This is a genomic window from Streptomyces cinnamoneus, assembly GCF_014650495.1.
Taxonomy (GTDB): domain Bacteria; phylum Actinomycetota; class Actinomycetes; order Streptomycetales; family Streptomycetaceae; genus Streptomyces; species Streptomyces cinnamoneus.
Map to the genome: position 1 here is coordinate 227,866 of NZ_BMVB01000007.1, position 19,439 is coordinate 247,304.

Genomic DNA, 19,439 nt, shown 5'->3' on the forward strand with positions numbered 1-19,439 from the left:
CGGTATGTCTCGCAGCATTCGCCTCGCAGTGATCCCCGGGGACGGCATCGGCCCCGAAGTCGTGGCCCAGGGCCTCAAGGTCCTTGCGGCCGTGCTCCCTTCGGACGTCAAGCTGGAGACCCGGGAGTACGATCTCGGCGCCCGCCGCTGGCACGCCACCGGCGAAACCCTCCCGGACGCCGAGCTGGACTCCCTCAAGCACCACGACGCGATCCTGCTCGGCGCGATCGGCGACCCCTCCGTGCCGTCCGGGGTGCTGGAGCGCGGCCTGCTCCTCAAGCTGCGCTTCGCCTTCGACCACTACGTCAACCTGCGTCCCTCGAAGCTGCTCCCCCATACGGCGACCCCGCTCGCCGGCAGCCCGGACATCGACTTCGTCGTCGTCCGCGAGGGCACCGAGGGCCCCTACGTCGGCAACGGCGGATCGATGCGCACCGGCACCCCCGCCGAGGTCGCCACCGAGGTCAGCGTCAACACCGCCTACGGGGTGGAGCGCGTGGTCCGGGACGCGTACGAGCGCGCCCAGGCCCGTCCGCGCCGCAAGCTCACCCTGGTCCACAAGAACAACGTCCTCGTCCACGCCGGCCACCTGTGGAAGAGCGTCTTCGACCGCGTGGGCCGGGAGTACCCCGAGGTCACCACCGACTACCTGCACGTCGACGCCGCCACGATCTTCTTCGTGACCGACCCGGGCCGCTTCGACGTGATCGTCACCGACAACCTCTTCGGCGACATCCTCACCGACCTCGCCGCCGCCGTCACCGGTGGCATCGGGCTCGCCGCCTCCGGCAACGTCAACCCCAGCGGTGACTTCCCCTCGATGTTCGAGCCGGTCCACGGCTCCGCGCCCGACATCGCGGGCACCGGAAAGGCCGACCCCACGGCCACCGTGCTCTCGGTCGCCCTGCTGCTGCGCCACCTCGGGTACGAGGTGGAGGCGGTACGGGTGGAGACCGCCGTGGCCGAGGACCTGGCCGCCCGGTCGGGGCACCTTCCCGGCCCCGGGGCCGGCTCCCCCCGCACCACGGACGAGGTCGGCGACGCCCTCGTATCCCGGCTGCTCACCGGTTCCGCAACCGGCTGACCCCGGCCGCTGTGCTCAGGCGCGGCCGGATGCCACCATCGATTCCCGGCCGCGCACACGTTTTCCGTCAGCCACCCCACGAGCGATAATCGAACGTGGGGCCGCGAATAGAGGCGAAGAAGCTCGGACGTCCCGGCCCGGCCGGGACGACGGTGAGCGCGGTCCGCCACACACCAAGGTGAAGGACACGCATTCATGACGACGCCCACGATCGAGCTCAAGCCCTCCTCGCACCCGCTGTCCGACGCGGAGCGCGAGCAGATCCTGGCCAGCCCCGGCTTCGGCCGCCACTTCACCGACCACATGGTGACCATCAAGTGGACCGAGGGCCGCGGCTGGCACGACGCCCAGCTCGTTCCGTACGCGCCGCTGTCGATCGACCCGGCGAACATGACCCTGCACTACGCCCAGGAGATCTTCGAGGGGCTCAAGGCGTACCGCCGCCCCGACGGCTCCGTCGCCACGTTCCGGCCCGACGCCAACGCCCGCCGCTTCCAGGCGTCGGCCCGCCGGCTGGCCATGCCGGAGCTGCCGGTCGAGCTGTTCATCGAGGCGTGCGACGTGCTGGTCCGCCAGGACCAGGCGTGGGTGCCGCCGCACGGCGGCGAGGAGTCCCTCTACCTGCGCCCGTTCATGATCGCCACTGAGGTCGGCCTCGGCGTGAAGCCCGCCAACGAGTACCTCTTCATCGTCATCGCCTCCCCGGCGGGCGCGTACTTCCCCGGCGGCGTCAAGCCCGTCTCCGTCTGGCTCTCCGAGAACTACGTCCGCGCCGTCCCCGGCGGCATGGGCTTCGCCAAGACCGGCGGCAACTACGCGGCCTCGCTGCTCGCCCAGGCCGAGGCGGCCGAGAAGGGCTGCGACCAGGTGGTCTGGCTGGACGCGCTGGAGCACAAGTGGGTCGAGGAGATGGGCGGGATGAACCTGTACTTCGTGTACGGCAATAAGATCATCACGCCCGAGCTCACCGGCTCGCTGCTGGCCGGCGTCACCCGCGACTCGCTGCTGAAGGTCGCGGGGGACCTGGGCCTGGAGTCCGAGGAGGGCCGCATCTCCACCGAGCAGTGGCAGCGCGACACCGAGAACGGCACCCTCACCGAGGTCTTCGCCTGCGGCACCGCCGCCGTGATCACCCCGGTCGGCCACGTGAAGTCCCTGGGCGGCGAGTGGACCCACTCCGACGGGCAGCCCGGTGAGGTGACCCTGAAGCTCCGCAAGGCGCTGCTGGAGATCCAGACCGGCGCCGCCGAGGACGTCCACGGCTGGATGCACCCCCTCGGCTGAGGCCCCCGGCCCACCGGCGAGGCCGCCCGCGACCCCGGTCGCCGGGCGGCCTCCGCCGTTCCCGCGCCGTGTACGCAACGCACGCAAGTACGCGGGATCGTTGCAGGCCAAGCCCTTGTCGCGCCCCTGTCGTTCCGCCACCGTGAGCGTCCATGGGACAGCACTGGAAGAAGATCTGGGTCGGCTCGGCCGGCAACATGGTGGAGTGGTTCGACTGGTTCGTCTACGCCAGCTTCGCCACCTACTTCGCGGGCGCCTTCTTCCCCGCGGGCAACGACACCGCGAAGCTCATGAACACCGCGGGCATCTTCGCCGTCGGCTTCTTCATGCGGCCCGTCGGCGGCTGGCTGCTCGGCCGCGTCGGTGACCGGCGAGGCCGCAAGGCGGCGCTCACCCTGACCGTCACCCTGATGTCCGCCTCCGCGGTCCTCATAGCCGCCGCCCCCACCTACGCGGTCGCGGGCTACGGCGGCGCCGCCGTCCTGCTCGTCGCCCGGCTGCTGCAGGGCCTGTCGGTGGGCGGCGAGTACGCGGCCAGCGCCACGTACCTCACCGAGGCGTCCGCCCCCGGCCGCCGCGGCTTCGCCTCCAGCTTCCAGTACGTGTCGATGACCGCGGGCCAGCTCCTCGGCCTCGGCCTGCTGATCCTGCTCCAGCACACCCTGACCGGTGCGGAACTGCACAGCTGGGGCTGGCGCATCCCGTTCGCCGTCGGCGCGCTCGGCGCGGCCGTCATCTTCTACCTGCGGCGCAACATGCTGGAGACGGACACCTACGAGGAGAGCGGCACCGCGCACGAGGACCGGGGCACGATCAGGGCCCTGCTGCGGCACAAGCGCGAGGCGCTGCTGGTGATCGCGCTGACCATGGGCGGCACCGTCGCCTACTACACGTACACCACCTACCTGACGAAGTACCTCTCCAACAGCGCGGGGCTGCCCAAGCAGACCGCGACCCTCGTCAGCTTCTGCGCCCTGCTGGTCTTCGCCTGTCTGCAGCCCCTGGCCGGCGCGCTCTCGGACCGCATCGGCCGCCGCCCGTTGCTGATCACCTTCGCGGTCGGCTCGACCCTGCTCACCGTGCCGATCATGACGCTGCTCAAGCACGCGGGGTCGTTCTGGCCGGCCCTGGGCCTGTCCCTGCTGGCGCTGGTGGTGATCACCGGCTACACGTCGATCAACGCCTGCGTGAAGGCGGAGCTGTTCCCCACGGGCGTGCGGTCCCTGGGGGTGGCCCTGCCGTACGCGATCGCCAACGCCCTCTTCGGGGGGACGGCGGAGTACGTCGCCCTGTGGTTCAAGAAGGGCGGCATCGAATCCGGCTTCGCCTGGTACGTGGCGGGCTGCGCGGCGGTCTCGCTCGTCGTCTACCTCACCATGCGCGAGACGCGGGACACCGACCTGAAGCGGGTGGGCGGCACGCCCGGGCCCCGCACGGAGACGGAGACGGACACGGTGCCCGCATCCTGAGACTCCGCCGCACCACGGGCCGGACCTGTGCCAGCATGTCCCCATGCTCCCGTTCGCCATGATTATTGGCAGCAGGCGCGCCGGTCCGCAGTGACCGCTCGTACCACCCCGTGCGAAGCGGACACCGTCGTCCCAGACCCGCGCGCAGACCTCTCGCACCCGCGAGAGGTTTTTGCGTTTTCCGGCCCACCCCGCCGGGGACGCAGGGCGAGGGATCATAGGGGGACGGTGGAACCGGTCATTCCGGTAGACCGACATCCTCACAGGAGTCAGAGCAGCAATGACGGACGCAACCGACGGCCCCGACGCCGGCCTCGACGGCCATGATGACGGCCCCGGCGGTCTCGATGACGGCCCCGGCAGTTTCGATGACGGCCCCGGCGGTCTCGACGACGGCTTCCACGTCTTCGACACGACCCTGCGCGACGGTGCCCAGCGCGAGGGCATCAATCTGACCGTCGCCGACAAGCTGACCATCGCCCGGCACCTGGACGACTTCGGCGTCGGCTTCATCGAGGGCGGCTGGCCCGGCGCCAACCCCCGGGACACCGAGTTCTTCCAGCGCGCCCGCGAGGAGATCGACTTCAAGCACGCCCGGCTCGTCGCCTTCGGCGCCACCCGCAAGGCGGGCGTCCGGGCCGAGGACGACCCGCAGGTCGCCGCGCTGCTCGACTCCAAGGCCCCCGTCGTCACGCTCGTGGCCAAGTCCCACGACCGGCACGTCGAGCTCGCCCTGCGCACCACGCTGGACGAGAACCTCGCCATGATCCGGGACACCGTCGCCCACCTGCGTGCACACGGCCGCCGCGTCTTCGTCGACTGCGAGCACTTCTTCGACGGCTACCGCGCCAACGCCCGCTACGCCACCGAGGTCGTGCGCACGGCCCACGAGGCCGGCGCCGACGTCGTCGTCCTGTGCGACACCAACGGCGGCATGCTGCCCGCCCAGGTCGAGGCCGTCGTGCGCACCGTGCTCGCCGACACCGGGGCCCGCCTGGGCATCCACGCCCAGGACGACACCGGCTGCGCCGTCGCCAACACCCTCGCCGCGGTCGACGCGGGCGCCACGCACGTGCAGTGCACCGCCAACGGCTACGGCGAGCGGGTCGGCAATTCCAACCTCTTCCCGGTCGTGGCGGCGCTGGAGATCAAGTACGACCGCCGGGTGCTGCCGCCCGGCAAGCTGGCCGAGATGACCCGCATCTCGCACGCCATCGCCGAGGTCGTCAACCTCACGCCCGCCACCCATCAGCCGTACGTGGGGGTGTCGGCCTTCGCCCACAAGGCCGGCCTGCACGCCTCCGCCATCAAGGTCGACCCGGACCTCTACCAGCACATCGACCCCGAGCGGGTCGGCAACACCATGCGGATGCTCGTCTCCGACATGGCCGGCCGCGCCTCCGTCGAGCTCAAGGGCAAGGAACTCGGCATCGACCTCGGCGGCGACCGCGCGCTCATCGGCCGCGTCGTCGAGCGCGTCAAGGAGCGTGAGCTGGCGGGCTACACGTACGAGGCCGCCGACGCCTCCTTCGAGCTGTTGCTCCGCGAGGAGGTCGAGGGCCGGGCCCGCCGCTACTACCGCATCGAGTCCTGGCGCGCCATCGTCGAGGACCGTCCCGACGGCACGCACGCCAACGAGGCGACGGTCAAGCTGTGGGCCAAGGGCGAGCGCATCGTCTCCACGGCGGAGGGCAACGGTCCGGTCAACGCGCTCGACCGCGCGCTGCGCGTGGCGCTGGAGCGCATCTATCCGCAGCTGGCCGCGCTGAAGCTGACGGACTACAAGGTCCGCATCCTGGAGGGGAGCCTGGGCACGGGCTCGATCACCCGCGTCCTGGTCTCCACCAGCGACGAGCGCGGCGAGTGGTCCACCGTCGGCGTCGCGGAGAACGTGATCGCGGCGTCGTGGCAGGCCCTGGACGACGCCTATGCGTACGGCCTGCGACGAGCGGGGGTGGAACCGCAGGAGTAGCGGCACGGCTGGTTCGCGGGCAGTCGTCCGTCCGCCGGGCTGGGGGCACCTCCCGGCGGTAGCCGGGGGAGGGTGGGCACGAGCGGGGCGGGGGAAGAACCACCCCGCCCGGAACCACCTACCGGTCGTACTCCGCCCCCAGCCCGGCCCCCAGCAGGTCGTACGCCCGATCCGCATCCGCATGCGCCTCCGGCAGCGCATCGGCGATCGCCCGCCCTTCGGCCAGCTTCCGCCAGTTCTCCTCGGCGAGGCGGCGGTGGACCGTGATGATCTGCGCGGCCGCCAGTCTCGCCGTCAGCCCGTCGCCGTCGCCGGCCTCCACCAGGGCGCCGGCGAGCAGCTCCTCGTCCCGGTCGGAATAGCGGACCAGGCGGGCCAGCAGGCTGGGCGTCGTGTAGAGCATGTCGTTGAACGCCCGCACCCTGGCGTCGTCGTTGAGACCGGTGATCGGGTCGTGGGCGTCGAGGCGCGCGTGGAAGTGCGCGCGCAGGGCGGCCAGGGGCGCCTGGCCGGACACCCGGTCGCTCACGACGCGCGCCGCCTCGCCCTGGTGGTCGGCGATGCGGTGCAGGGCCAGGTCCTCCTTGGCCGGGAAGTAGCGGAAGAGCGTCGGCTTGGACACCTCCACCGCGGCCGCCACGTCGGCCACCGACACCTTCTCGAAGCCGCGCCGGAGGAACAGCTCGATGGCGGTGTCGGACAGTGCCTGGCGCGTGCGCTGCTTCTTGCGTTCCCGCAGTCCTTGCTCGTCGGTCACGGGGTCACTCTAGCAGGTGAGGTTTACCGGGAATCTTTTGTTACTCGGTTGCATTTTCCGGCGGGCGGGTCTTTCATGGGGGCATGACTTCCACCGGGGTAACGACCGACGCACAGACCGACATGCAGGCCGACGCGCAGGCCGAGGTGCAGACCGACGTTCTCGTCGTGGGTGCGGGGCCCACCGGCCTCACCCTCGCCTGCACGCTCGCCCGGGCCGGGGTGGCCGTGCGGATCATCGACAAGTCCCGCGAGTTCCACCGCACTTCCCGCGGCAAGGGGCTCAACCAGCGCAGCCGCGAGCTCTTCGACGACCTCGGGGTGGGGGAGCAGGCCGCGGCCTCCGGCATCGAGCACATCACCCTGCGCAAGTACCGCAACGGAGTCGCGGTCGCCGACACCGTCTCCTTCGGCGACCGCACGCCCACCCCCGACGCCCCCTACGCCAGCGGCCTGATCATCCCGCAGTGGCGCACGGAGGAGATCCTGCGCGGCCGCCTCGCCGAGCTCGGAGTGCAGGTCGAACTCGGCTGTGAACTCACGGGGTTCACTCAGGACGAGGACGGCGTCACGGGCGTGCTCGGCGACGGGCGGCGCGTGCGGGCCGGGTATCTCGCCGGCTGCGACGGCGGCCGCGGCGGCATCCGCAAGATGCTCGGCGTGGGCTTCGAGGGCAAGACCGACGCCGAGGAGTGCATGGTGCTCGGGGACGTCCGCGTCGACGGGCTCGACCCCGCCTACTGGCACCAGTGGTTCGACGAGGACGCCGCGCTGCTGCTCTGCCCGTTCCGCGGCAGTGCGCACTGGCAGCTGCAGGGCGTGCCCGAGCGGGACGCCGAAGGGCGGCTGGCCCCGCCCTCGTTGGAGAGCTTCCAGCGGCTCTTCGACCGGTGCGCGCGGATACCGGGGGTGCAGCTGTCCGACCCCACCTGGTTCTCCACCTACCGCATCAACGTCCGCATGGCCGACCGCTTCCGCGTCGGCCGGATCTTCCTCGCCGGGGACGCGGCGCACGTCCACTCGATCGCCGGCGGCCTGGGCATGAACACCGGCATCCAGGACGCCTTCAACCTGGGCTGGAAGCTGGCGTACGTGGTGCGCGGCCTCGCCGGGCCCGCCCTGCTGGACACCTACGAGGAGGAGCGGCTGCCGGTCGCGGCCTGGACGCTCGACCTGACGAACGAACGGCTGCGCGCGGTGTTCGAGGGCGTCCGGGAGGCGGGCGTCGGCACCGAGGCGGCGATCACCGACGACATCACCACGCTGGGCGTCGGCTATCCCTGGAGCCGGCTGGCGGCGGGCGGGGTGAACGCGGGCCACAGGGCGCCCGACGCCCCCTGCCGGTTGGCCGCCACCGGGGAGGACGTCCGGCTCTTCGAGCTCTTCGCCGGAGCGCACTTCACCCTGCTGGGCTTCGGGCCGGACAGTGCACCGGCACTGGCGGAGGCGGCTGCCGCCGGCGGGGAGCGCCTACGCACCTTCACCATCGACGACCACGAGGGGCACGCCCGGCGAGCGTACGGCATCGAAGGCGACGCACTGGTGCTGGTGCGGCCCGACAACCACGTGGCGCTGAGCACGGGGGCGGACGCGGCCGGAGCCGGTGAGGTGACGGACTACCTGAAGCGCCTGGGCTGACACCCGGACGCCCGGCAACGGCGGACCGTAACCCGAAAGGGGCCGGGGCCGAAGCCCCGGTCCCTGAGGGGTGGCGGGTCCCTGGCGGCGGGTCCCTGGCGGCGGACCCCTGGGGGTGGCCGGGGGGCCGAGGGGCCGGGGCGGGGGCTTCTGCTCGGTTTCGGGGTGGGGTGGGGCGGGGGAGAACACGGCCGTGGCCGTGACCAGTTGGACCCGCCGCACGTTCCTCACCGTCGCCGGGACCCTCGGCACCCTGGGCCTGGGGGCCGGACCCGGGGACGACGCCTTCGCCGCCCTGCGAAGACGCTGGCGCGACCTCACCCTCGGCACCGGCTTCGACCCCGCTGCCGAGCCCTACGCCGGCGTCCTGCGCCGCACCGGCGAGCTCGCCGGTGCGTACCGCGCGAGCATGCGCCCCGGCTCCGGGTCCCTGTGGCCCGACGCGCCCTTCGATCCGCCCGCCGGCATCACCGCGAGCTACGCCCGCCTGTTCACCATGGCCCAGGCCCACGCCCAGCCGGGTACCGGCCTCACCGGCGACGCCGCCCTCGCGGCCGACGTCCTCGCCGGGCTCGACCACCTCCACGACCGCATCTACCACCCCGGCACCACCCGGTACGGCAACTGGTGGGAGTGGCAGATCGGCAGCCCCCGGCTGCTCCTGGACGCCCTCACCCTCCTTTACGACGAGGCGGGCGCGGCGCGGCGCGCCCGCCTCCTCGACGCCGTCGGCCACTTCGTCCCCGACTCCGTGCTCGACGCCTACACCGGCACCAGCACCGGCGCCAACCGCGTCGACCTGTGCCGCGTCGTCGCCCTGCGCGGCCTCCTGGGAGCCGAGCCCGCCCGCCTCGCCCTGGCCCGCGACGCCCTCTCGCCCGTCTTCCCCCACGTCACGGCGGGCGACGGGCTCTACGCCGACGGCTCCTTCGTCCAGCACACCTGGGTCGCCTACACCGGCACGTACGGACAGGTGCTGCTCGACGGCCTCGGGCGGCTCTTCGCGCTGCTGCGCGGTTCGCCCTGGGAGGTCACCGACCCCCGGCGGCAGATCATCCACGACAGCGTCGAGCGGGCCTTCGCCCCACTGATCCACAACGGTCTCGTCATGGACTGCGTCTCCGGCCGCGCCATCAGCCGGGGACGGGCGAGCGCCGATCCCCGCGGACTGCTCCAGAGCGACCACCAGCGCGGCCACGCCGTCATCGCCGCCCTCGCCCTCCTCGCCGCGGGCGCGAGCACGGCCGAGCGCGACCGCTGGCACTCAATGATCAAAGGCTGGATCGCCCGGGACACCACCAGCCCCCTCCGCGCCGACCCCCAGTTCGGCGTCGCCGACCTCGCCCGTCTCGCCGCCGTCGACGCCGGGCCCGCCCCCGCCGCGCCCGAGCCCGTCGGCCACCGGCTCTTCGCCGCCATGGACCGCGCCGTGCACCGCCGCCCCGGCTGGGCCGCCGCCATCGCCATGGCCTCCGACCGCATCAGCCACTACGAGAACGGCAACGGCGAGAACCCGCGCGGCTGGCACACCGGCGCCGGCATGCTCTCCTGGTGGGGCGCCACCCACGGTGGCGACCAGTACAGCGACGGCTTCTGGCCCACCGTCGACCCCTACCGCCTGCCCGGCACCACCGTCTCCCGCCGTCCGCTGGCCGACAACGAAGGCGGCGGCTGGGGCGCCCCCAAGCCCGCCGCCCGCTGGGTCGGCGGCGTCACCGACGGCGAGTACGCCGTCGTCGGACAGCACCTCAAGGGGCTCGGCTCCACCCTGGAGGCCCGCAAGTCCTGGTTCTGCGCGGCGGACGCGATCGTCTGCCTCGGCGCCGGCATCAGCGCCGAGGACAACGCCGACGTGGAGACCGTGCTCGACAACCGCAACCTCGGCGCCACGGGGACCGCACGGCTCACCGTCGACGGCGAGCCCCAGCCGGCCGAGGACGGCTGGACCCGGTCGTGGGAGTGCGCCCACTGGGCCCACCTCGCCGGGCACGGCGGCTACGTCCTCCTTGGCGGCGCCCCGCTCACGGCCCTGCGCACCGCCCGCGCCGGATCATGGCGCGACATCAACGCCGGCGGCTCGCCCGCCCTCCTCACCCGCCGCTACCTCACCCTGTGGCACCCTCACGGCACCGACCCCGACGACGACGGCTACGCCTACCTCCTGATGCCCGGCGCCGCACCCGACGCCGTCGCCGACCGCGCCGCCGACACCGGATGGCTCACCGTCCTCGCCAACACCCGCGACCGGCAGGCCGTCGCCGTCCCCTTGCTGGGCCTGACCGCCGCCGCCTTCTGGGAGGCGGGCACCGCCGGCCCCCTGACCGTCAGCACCCCCGCCGCCGTGCTGCTGCGCCGCCGCGGGCGCACGGCCGCCCTCCACCTCGCCGCCCCCCTGCGCACCGGGGAGACCACCGAGCTGACCTGGGCCCACCCGGTGCGCCGGGTCACCGCACACGACGCGTCGGTGCAGGTCCTGGCCACCACGCCCGCCCTGCGGCTGCGCATCGCCCCGGGCACGGCCTGCGCCCCGCACGCCTGCCGGGTGGACCTCGCATGACCGCGTTCACCCGGACGGCGGTACCTGGTCAATCCATATATATGACGGCTGGGGCGGTCCATATTTGTGGGGTACCCACAGCGTGGGACGGCCGCTCGAACGCAGACAACTGATAAGGGCGCTGTGCAGTTCTGTTCCGCCTGCCCACGAAATCGCGCACGACGTTGTGTGGAACCGACATGATGTTCAGACCCTCCCGCCGCGTACCGTCTATCCATGAGCAATCTCGAAGGTGCGCCCGTAGAGGCGAATGACGTCCGTGGGCGCGTCGCCGAGCTGCACGCCATCCGCGAGCAGGTTCGGCTCGGCCCCAGCGAGCGGGCTACCCAGGCACAGAAGGCCAAGGGGAAGCTGACCGCTCGCGAGCGCATTGATCTCCTGCTGGACGAGGGCTCTTTTACCGAGGTGGAGCCGTTGCGGCGGCACCGCGCCAGCGGTTTCGGGCTGGAGGCCAAGCGCCCGTACACCGACGGTGTGATCACCGGGTGGGGGACCGTGCACGGGCGGACCGTGTTCGTCTACGCACACGACTTCCGGATCTTCGGCGGTGCGCTGGGCGAGGCCCACGCCACGAAGATCCACAAGATCATGGACAAGGCCATCGCGGCCGGGGCGCCGCTGGTGTCCCTCAACGACGGTGCCGGTGCCCGCATCCAGGAGGGCGTCTCCGCGCTCGCCGGCTACGGCGGCATCTTCCAGCGCAACACCAAGGCGTCCGGCGTCATCCCGCAGATAAGCGTCATGCTCGGCCCCTGCGCCGGCGGCGCCGCCTACTCGCCGGCCCTCACGGACTTCGTCTTCATGGTCCGTGAGACCTCCCAGATGTTCATCACCGGCCCCGACGTGGTGCGCGCGGTGACGGGCGAGGAGATCACCCAGAACGGCCTCGGCGGCGCGGACGTGCACGCCGAGACCTCCGGTGTGGCCCACTTCGCCTACGACGACGAGGAGACCTGCCTGGAGGAGGTGCGCTACCTCCTGTCGCTGCTGCCGCAGAACAACCGGGAGAACCCGCCCCGCGTCCAGGCCGAGGACCCCGCCGACCGCACGGGCGAGGCCCTGCTGGACCTGGTGCCCGCCGACGGCAACCGCCCGTACGACATGCGCAAGGTCATCGAGGAGATCGTCGACGACGGCGAGTACCTCGAAGTCCACGAGCGCTGGGCGACCAACATCATCTGCGCCCTGTCCCGCCTGGACGGCCAGGTCGTCGGCATCGTGGCCAACCAGCCCCAGTCCCTCGCCGGCGTTCTCGACATCGAGGCGTCCGAGAAGGCCGCGCGCTTCATCCAGATGTGCGACGCCTTCAACATCCCGATCATCACTCTTCTGGACGTACCCGGGTTCCTCCCCGGCGTCGATCAGGAGCACGGTGGAATCATCCGGCACGGCGCGAAGCTGCTCTACGCCTACTGCAACGCCACCGTGCCCAGGATCTCGGTGATCCTGCGCAAGGCATATGGCGGCGCGTACATCGTCATGGACTCGCAGTCGATCGGTGCGGACCTCACGTTCGCCTGGCCGACCAACGAGATCGCCGTCATGGGCGCGGAGGGCGCGGCCAACGTGATCTTCCGCAAGCAGATCGCCGAGGCGGACGACCCGGAGGCCATGCGGGCCCGCATGGTCAAGGAGTACAAGGCCGAGCTGATGCACCCGTACTACGCAGCCGAGCGCGGACTGGTCGACGACGTGATCGACCCCGTGGAGACCCGGTCGGTGCTGATCCGGTCGCTGGCGATGCTCGCGACCAAGCACGCGGACCTCCCGTCCCGCAAGCACGGCAACCCGCCCCAGTAAACGCAACGCCCGTACAGCCATCGGAGACCTCGCATGAACGACACGCTCGTACGCGTCGAGAAGGGCACCGCGGACGCCGAGGAACTGGCCGCCGTCACCGCCGTCCTCCTCGCCCGCGCCGCCGCCGGCACCGACCGCACCGCCCAGGACGCCCGCCCGCGCCGCACCACGGCCGTCTGGCGCCGCCTGGAGCGCAGCTCCGGCTTCAGAGCCCCGCACAGCTGGCAGGGCTGACCACGACGAAGAGGCCCTTCACCCCCGGCCGGGGGTGAAGGGCCTCTTCGCGTGTGCCGGGCCGGAGGATGCGGAAAGGTCCCCGCACTCCCGAGGAGTGCGGGGACCTTTCCGCATCCGAGCCGCGTACGGGCCGGCCCGTCCTAGCGCAGTCGCGCCATGAGGGCGTGCTCGACGAGCGTGATGAGGGCGCTCTTCGCTTCGTTGCGGTGCCGCGCGTCCGTGGTGATGATGGGCGCGTCCGGGCCGATCTGCAGGGCCTCGCGGACCTCTTCGGGGGTGTAGGGCTGGTGCCCGTCGAAGCCGTTGAGGGCGATGACGAAGGGCAGGCCGCTGTTCTCGAAGTAGTCGACGGCGGGGAAGCAGTCGGCGAGGCGGCGGGTGTCGACGAGGACCACGGCGCCGATCGCGCCGCGCACCAGGTCGTCCCACATGAACCAGAAGCGGTCCTGTCCGGGCGTGCCGAACAGGTAGAGGATCAGGTCCTGGTCCAGGGTGATGCGGCCGAAGTCCATGGCCACGGTCGTCGTGGTCTTGTCCGGCGCGTGGGTGAGGTCGTCGATGCCCGCCGAGGCGGAGGTCATGACGGCTTCGGTGCGCAGCGGGTTGATCTCCGAGACCGCGCCGACGAACGTGGTCTTGCCCACGCCGAAGCCACCCGCCACCACGATTTTTGCGGAGGTGGTGGAGCGGGCTGCCTCGCCGCTAGAGGTTCCGAAGTCCACTGAGCACCCTTTCGAGCAGTGTCACGTCAGGCTGGCCGCCGGCGGACGCGTCGCCGCCGGGCTGATGAATGGCGACGAGTCCGGCCTCCGCCAGGTCGGCGACGAGGATTCGGGCGACGCCGAGGGGAATGGACAGAAGGGCCGAGATCTCGGCGACCGACTTGATCTCCTGGCACAGATGGCAGATGCGCTGGTGTTCCGGCAACTGCCCGTGGAGCTGGGACGGCTGGGCCGTGGTGTGCACCAGTGCCTCGATGGCGAGCTGGTAACGCGGCCGCGTCCGACCGCCGGTCATCGCATAAGGACGGACCAGCGGGTTGTTCTTGGCGCCGCCGCCCGCGGGCGGCGACGGTGCGCGCCGGTGCTGCTGAGGCTGGGCCGACATATGCGGAGGGCGCTGCTCCGGCATGGCCTGGTGACTGGGCGCAGAGGGGAAGTTGTAGCGGTTCAGCGGGGGTTGTCCCTGCTGCTCTTGTCCATACGGGTAACCGCCTGGGGGCGTTGCCACGTCTCCTCCTCGACTTGCCTGTCTGCTGCTGGTCGCGCCACCGCACCCTATGGCGCGGTGGCGCGAAACGCACTGCCTCTTTGTTAGTTGAGAAGGCTCCCCTGCAGTTCGGACCGGAGCTCGGGCGTCAGCACATTGCCCGCCCGGTCCACCAGGAGGGCCATCTCGTAGCCCACGAGGCCGATGTCGCACTCGGGGTGCGCCAGAACGGCCAGCGAGGATCCGTCGGAGACGGACATGATGAAGAGGAAGCCACGCTCCATCTCCACGACGGTCTGGTTGACCGCGCCGCCCTCGAAGATGCGCGACGCACCCGCGGTCAGCGAGGTCAGGCCGGAGGCTACTGCCGCCAGCTGGTCGGCGCGGTCCCGCGGAAACCCTTCGGACATCGCCAGAAGGAGTCCGTCGGCGGAGACCACGACGGTGTGGGACACCCCTGGGGTGTTGTCCACGAAACTGGTGATCAACCAGTTCAGGTTCTGCGCCGCCTGGCTCATCGGGCTCACACTAACGCTCCTGATCGTAGGTGCCGCCGGGGCCGAAGCCCTGGTCGTGTTGCTCATGCTGCTGGTGCGCGGGGTACTCACCGGAGTCCGTTCCCGCGTTGCGCCCCTGCTGGATGCCGCGGCGCAGGTTTGCCAACCTGCCGCGTACGTCCTCCGGAGCGCGGGAGACCTGGGGGCCGTCCTGTGCGGCCTCGGCCGCCTTGCCCTCGACCAGATTGGCCTTGGGGACCCGGCGGGGCAGACCGGAGGGGGTCACTCCGCCGGCCTTCGGCTCACGGAGCTTGCCGGCTCGCTGCCAGAGCTCGTCGTTCGCCGACCGCCATTCGGAGCTTTCGCCCTCCTGAGGCTGCCGTGGGGCCTCCCGTCGGCCCTGCTCCGGTTCCGCGCCGTCCCTCGTGGCCTCCTCGCCCGCATCGGCTTGCTGCCACCGCGTGTCGCGGCGCGGCAGACCGGACCCGGTCAGCGAGGGGGAGCCGCTCGGAGCGGGGCCCGGACGGTCGAACTCTACGCGCTCCGGCTGGGCCGTGTCAGCGGACGGCTGGGATTCCGGTTCCGCTCCGTAACCCTGCCCGTACTCATGCTGGTACGTACCTGGCTCGGCCCACTCCCCTTGGTGGCCGGGGGTGTTGAAGTCGCCGTAGACCTCGTGGGCGCCGGTGCCCTGGTCGCTGTAGGAGGGTTCCGCGTAACCGGTCTCCGCATACGGTCCACCGGGCTGCTGCTGCGCGGGTATGTGCTCCTGCGGCAGGCCGTGCGGCTGCTCGAACTGCTGCTGCTGCGGGGCCTCGTCGTGGTACAGCGGGCGCTGGTCGGAACCCTGGTCGCCCATCGCCGCACGACGTTCCTCGCGCATCAGCGAACGGCCGACCGGGTCCAGCGCCGTGCCGGAGCCCGCGGCGTCCGGCCGCCCCTCGTAGCGGGAGTCGTCGAAGCCCAGCTCCGCGGCGGTCCGGGCACCGTTGCCCCTGCCGACGACGGGCTGCTGCTGCTGACCGGGGACCATGCGGGAGACCGTGAAGTCGTCCTCGGTGAGGTCGTCGGCGCCACCACCGTGGGTGATGGCGTCCGGCAGCATCACCAGCGAGGTGGTGCCCGCCTGTTCGCCCGAGGGGCGCAGCTGCACGCGGATGCCGTGGCGGGTCGCCAGGCGGCCGACCACGAACAGGCCCATGCGCTGGGAGATCGCGGCGTCCACCGTCGGCGGGTTGGCCAGCTTGTGGTTGATGTCCGCGAAGTCCTCGGCGGTCAGGCCGATGCCCTTGTCGTGGATCTCGACCATGACGCGGCCGTCGGGCAGCCGGGTCGCGGTGACGCGGACCTTGGTGTGCGGGGAGGAGAACGTGGTGGCGTTCTCCAGCAGCTCGGCGAGCAGGTGCACGAGGTCGGTCACGGCCAGGCCGTGGATCTCGGCCTCCGGAACGCCGCTCAGCTCGATGCGCTCGTACGCCTCCACCTCGGAGGTGGCCGCACGCAACACGTCCACCAGCGGGATCGGCTGGTCCCAGCGGCGGCCGGGCTCCTCGCCCGCGAGGATGAGGAGGTTCTCGCCGTTGCGGCGCATACGGGTGGCCAGGTGGTCCAGGCGGAAGAGGTTCTCCAGCTGGTCCGGGTCCGCCTCGTTGTTCTCCAGGTCGGTGATGAGGTTCAGCTGGCCCTCGATCAGTGCCTGGTTGCGACGCGAGAGGTTGGTGAAGATCGCGTTGACGTTGCCCCGGAGCAGTGCCTGCTCGGCGGCGAGTCCCACGGCCACCCGGTGCACCTGGTCGAAGGCGCGGGCGACCTCGCCGATCTCGTCCTTGGTGGTGATCGGGATCGGCTGGACCTGGGTGTTCACCCGGCCCGGATCGGTGCGCGAGAGCTGCTCGACCAGCGCCGGCAGGCGCTGCTCGGCCACCTCGAAGGCGGCCGAGCGCAGCCGGCGCATGCTGGTGCTCATCGAGCGGGCCATCCGGCCCGCCACGAGGAAGGCGATCAGCAGCGCGAGGATCATGATCGAGGAGTTGACGATCGCCTCTTGCTGCGCCTCGGAGGCGACGGTCTCGGCCTCGTCCACGGCGTGCTCGGCCAGGTGCGCCTCGACGGTGCGGTAGGCGTTGAACTTGCCGGTGGACGTCTGCAGCCAGGACTCGGCCGTGATGCCCTTGGCCTTGAGCTGCGCCGGGGTGGCGCCGGACATGATGGCGGCAGCCATCTTGTCCTGGTCCTCGACCTGGGCCTCGGTGGCCAGCGCCGTCTTCAGGCGCTTGATGTCCTCGTCCGTACCGCCGGACTCGAACTCACCGCGGGCGATGTACTCCAGGAAGTTGTAGGAGGAGAACGACGTCAGCAGGATCTGCCGGTCCGCGGCGCTGAGCGGCTTGTTCACCAGCAGGTGGACGCCGATCGAGCGCTGCAGCGACTCGGCCGCCTTCGCGAGGGAGACCGCGTAGACGGCACGGCCGTAGGAGGTGACGTTGCCGGTGCCCAGGCCCAGCTCGTTGGTGAAGGCCATGAGCGGGCGCTGGAGGGCGCCGTAGCCGTCCTCGGTCTTCGCACCCTCCAGGGCGGAGGTGTAGGCGGCCTTGCGCAGCCCCGGCAGCGTCGGCTCGACGTCGCGCACCGCCTTCAGGCGGCGCTTGAGGGACGGGGTGTCCGGCATGCTCTTGACGCGCTTGTCGAACTCCGCGCGGGCGGCGTCCGTCGCGGCCCGGGTCTTCTTGATGACCGGGTCGTCGGCGTTGCCTTCGAGCAGCGGCTTGGCGATCAGGTCGCGCTCTTCGATCACGGCGTGCGCGTAGGTGGCCGCGGCCTCCACGACGCGAGCGGCGTCCGTGGCGTCCTGCGCCTCCAGCCAGACGTCGACGGAGTCCTTGACCTTCAGACCACCGAAGACCAGCGCGATGATGACCGGGATCAGCAGAATCGCGTTCAGCCGGACCCGCACGCGCCAGTTGCGGGGCGAGAATCTGCCGCCACGGGCCTCGGGGGCGGCGGGGTGTTCGGGCATATCGGAAGGCGGCACCGCTGTGCGCGACGGCGGGGTGAAGTTCCCCCGCTCGTCCCGCGCCTGCTGCGCGGCGCCCGTCTTTCTTCGCCTCACTCGACCAACAACCTCTCGGCGTCGGCACCTGTGCTGTGCCGTTTATCTGCTGAGCCGTGACTGCTCAGTCCGGGAATTCCAGCACGTTCGCCAGGCGCATTCCAAACAACGGACAGAGCCCCTGAAGGCCGCGATTTGCCCGACATAAAACGGGCATTAAGGCCGAGCTGCGGCAAAAGGCGGGGTGGTTGATTGCAGAACGAAGTCGGCCGGACGCGCCCAGTGGTCACGTCCGGCCAATTCTCTGTCGAAACGTTATGAACTTCGAAGTGCGCCGTGGTCAATGCCACAACTTACACATCGTCACCCGTTTCGTCGAACAACCCTATTTCAGCCGCGCCATCAGGGCATGCTCGACAAGGGTGATCAAAGCGCTCTTCGCCTCGTTGCGGTGGCGCGCGTCGGTCGTGATGATCGGCGCGTCCGGGCCGATCTGCAGGGCCTCGCGCACCTCTTCCGGCGAGTAGGGCTGGTGCCCGTCGAAGCCGTTGAGGGCGATGACGAAGGGCAGACCGCTGTTCTCGAAGTAGTCCACCGCCGGGAAGCAGTCGGCCAGCCGGCGGGTGTCGACGAGCACCACGGCGCCGATCGCGCCGCGCACCAGGTCGTCCCACATGAACCAGAAGCGGTCCTGTCCGGGCGTGCCGAACAGGTAGAGGATCAGGTCGTCATCGAGCGTGATGCGGCCGAAATCCATCGCCACGGTCGTCGTGGTCTTGTCCTGAACGTGGCTCAGGTCGTCGATGCCCGCCGAGGCGGAGGTCATGACGGCTTCGGTGCGCAGCGGACTGATCTCCGAGACCGCGCCGACGAACGTCGTCTTGCCGACACCGAAGCCGCCCGCCACCACGATCTTCGCGGAGGTGGTCGAACGGCCGGCGCCGACCGTGCTCCCGCTAGAGCTTCCGAAGTCCACTGAGCACCCTTTCGAGCAGTGTCACATCCGGCGTTCCGCCGGCCTCGCCGCTGCCGCCCGGCTGGTGGATCGCCACCATGCCGGCCTCCGCCAGGTCCGCCACCAGGATCCGGGCCACGCCCAGCGGCATGTTCAGCAGCGCGGAGACCTCCGCGACCGACTTGACCTCCTGGCACAGGTGGCAGATCCGCTGGTGCTCGGGAAGCAGCCCACCGAGGTGGGCCGGGTCGGCGGTGGAGCTCACCAGCGCCTCGATGGCGAGCTGGTAGCGCGGCCGGGTGCGGCCTCCCGTCATGGCGTAGGGGCGGACCAGCGGCTGGTCGCCTTCATCTTCCCCGTACGACGCATGGTGAGCGGCGCCGTACGGGCCGGGCGAGACGGGCGGGGTCATGAATCCTCCGGACGGGACAGCAGGAAGGCAATGATGCCGTCGAGCGGGGGGCCGGTGGGGGGTTTTCGGCCGCGTGGTCGGACGGGCTGTGCAAGGTGGGAACGGGTCAGTTCAGCAGGCTGCCCTGGAGTTCGGCGCGCAGGTCGGGCGTGAGCACGTTGCCCGCGCGGTCGACCAGCAGGGCCATCTCGTAGCCGACGAGGCCGATGTCGCACTCCGGGTGCGCCAGCACCGCGAGCGACGAGCCGTCGGAGACGGACATGATGAAGAGGAACCCCCGCTCCATCTCCACCACGGTCTGGGTGACCGAGCCGCCCTCGAAGATCCGGGACGCGCCCGCCGTGAGGGAGGTCAGCCCGGAGGCCACCGCCGCCAGCTGGTCGGCACGGTCCCGGGGGAACCCTTCGGACATCGCCAGAAGGAGTCCGTCGGCGGAGACCACCACCGTGTGGGACACCCCCGGGGTGTTGCCCACGAAGTTGGTGATCAACCAGTTCAGATTCTGCGCCGCCTGGCTCAT

16 protein-coding genes are annotated in these 19,439 nt (G+C 71.1%); 8 read left to right on the top strand and 8 right to left on the bottom strand.

Annotated features, from left to right (window positions below; genetic code table 11):
* Positions 1 to 4: 4 nt before the first annotated feature.
* From IE182_RS13055 to cimA, 4 genes are all read left to right on the top strand, one after another.
* Positions 5 to 1,084 carry a 3-isopropylmalate dehydrogenase gene (locus IE182_RS13055; protein WP_190109940.1) on the top strand — a complete coding sequence of 360 codons (1,080 nt, stop codon included), beginning with the start codon at positions 5 to 7 and terminating at the stop codon, positions 1,082 to 1,084.
* Between the two features lie 195 nt (positions 1,085 to 1,279).
* Positions 1,280 to 2,368: a branched-chain amino acid aminotransferase gene (locus tag IE182_RS13060; RefSeq protein ID WP_190109941.1), complete on the top strand. Its 1,089-nt coding sequence runs from the start codon at positions 1,280 to 1,282 to the stop codon at positions 2,366 to 2,368.
* A 152-nt stretch (positions 2,369 to 2,520) separates the two neighbouring features.
* Positions 2,521 to 3,837, top strand: coding sequence for an MFS transporter (locus IE182_RS13065; RefSeq protein ID WP_190109942.1), 1,317 nt, complete (start codon positions 2,521 to 2,523; stop codon positions 3,835 to 3,837).
* Between the two features lie 280 nt (positions 3,838 to 4,117).
* The gene (cimA, locus tag IE182_RS13070) at positions 4,118 to 5,809 is read left to right on the top strand and encodes a citramalate synthase (RefSeq protein ID WP_229844769.1); all 1,692 of its coding nucleotides are present in this window, start codon (positions 4,118 to 4,120) and stop codon (positions 5,807 to 5,809) included.
* Positions 5,810 to 5,927: 118 nt separating this feature from the next.
* Here the strand turns inward: cimA and IE182_RS13075 are convergent, their stop codons facing one another.
* Positions 5,928 to 6,566: a TetR/AcrR family transcriptional regulator gene (locus tag IE182_RS13075; RefSeq protein WP_190109943.1), complete on the bottom strand. Its 639-nt coding sequence runs from the start codon at positions 6,564 to 6,566 to the stop codon at positions 5,928 to 5,930.
* A gap of 83 nt (positions 6,567 to 6,649) precedes the next feature.
* Between IE182_RS13075 and IE182_RS13080 the strand changes: the two genes are divergently transcribed.
* From IE182_RS13080 to IE182_RS13095, 4 genes are all read left to right on the top strand, one after another.
* On the top strand, positions 6,650 to 8,203 hold the full coding sequence (locus IE182_RS13080) for an FAD-dependent monooxygenase (RefSeq protein ID WP_190109944.1): 1,554 nt from the start codon (positions 6,650 to 6,652) through the stop codon (positions 8,201 to 8,203).
* A gap of 193 nt (positions 8,204 to 8,396) precedes the next feature.
* Positions 8,397 to 10,760, top strand: coding sequence for a polysaccharide lyase 8 family protein (locus IE182_RS13085; RefSeq protein ID WP_190109945.1), 2,364 nt, complete (start codon positions 8,397 to 8,399; stop codon positions 10,758 to 10,760).
* Between the two features lie 216 nt (positions 10,761 to 10,976).
* A complete protein-coding gene (locus IE182_RS13090) occupies positions 10,977 to 12,560 on the top strand; it encodes an acyl-CoA carboxylase subunit beta (RefSeq protein WP_190109946.1) in 1,584 nt (527 codons plus the stop codon).
* 33 nt (positions 12,561 to 12,593) lie between these two features.
* On the top strand, positions 12,594 to 12,794 hold the full coding sequence (locus IE182_RS13095; RefSeq protein ID WP_190109947.1) for an acyl-CoA carboxylase subunit epsilon: 201 nt from the start codon (positions 12,594 to 12,596) through the stop codon (positions 12,792 to 12,794).
* Between the two features lie 143 nt (positions 12,795 to 12,937).
* Here IE182_RS13095 and IE182_RS13100 read toward each other — a convergent pair whose 3' ends face one another.
* The 7 genes from IE182_RS13100 to IE182_RS13130 all read right to left on the bottom strand — a co-directional run bounded on the left by IE182_RS13100 (position 12,938) and on the right by IE182_RS13130 (position 19,439).
* Positions 12,938 to 13,519 carry a GTP-binding protein gene (locus IE182_RS13100; protein WP_099201035.1) on the bottom strand — a complete coding sequence of 194 codons (582 nt, stop codon included), beginning with the start codon at positions 13,517 to 13,519 and terminating at the stop codon, positions 12,938 to 12,940.
* On the bottom strand, positions 13,500 to 14,027 hold the full coding sequence (locus IE182_RS13105) for a DUF742 domain-containing protein (protein ID WP_190109948.1): 528 nt from the start codon (positions 14,025 to 14,027) through the stop codon (positions 13,500 to 13,502). The genes IE182_RS13100 and IE182_RS13105 overlap by 20 nt, the downstream gene beginning before the upstream one ends.
* Positions 14,028 to 14,110: 83 nt before the next feature.
* The gene (locus IE182_RS13110; RefSeq protein ID WP_078848005.1) at positions 14,111 to 14,524 is read right to left on the bottom strand and encodes a roadblock/LC7 domain-containing protein; all 414 of its coding nucleotides are present in this window, start codon (positions 14,522 to 14,524) and stop codon (positions 14,111 to 14,113) included.
* Positions 14,525 to 14,534: 10 nt separating this feature from the next.
* Positions 14,535 to 17,612, bottom strand: coding sequence for a sensor histidine kinase (locus IE182_RS13115; protein ID WP_190109949.1), 3,078 nt, complete (start codon positions 17,610 to 17,612; stop codon positions 14,535 to 14,537).
* Positions 17,613 to 17,937: 325 nt separating this feature from the next.
* On the bottom strand, positions 17,938 to 18,528 hold the full coding sequence (locus IE182_RS13120) for a GTP-binding protein (protein ID WP_190109950.1): 591 nt from the start codon (positions 18,526 to 18,528) through the stop codon (positions 17,938 to 17,940).
* Positions 18,509 to 18,919, bottom strand: a complete 411-nt coding sequence (locus IE182_RS13125; RefSeq protein ID WP_190109951.1) for a DUF742 domain-containing protein — start codon at positions 18,917 to 18,919, stop codon at positions 18,509 to 18,511. The genes IE182_RS13120 and IE182_RS13125 overlap by 20 nt, the downstream gene beginning before the upstream one ends.
* A gap of 106 nt (positions 18,920 to 19,025) precedes the next feature.
* A complete protein-coding gene (locus IE182_RS13130; RefSeq protein WP_190110049.1) occupies positions 19,026 to 19,439 on the bottom strand; it encodes a roadblock/LC7 domain-containing protein in 414 nt (137 codons plus the stop codon).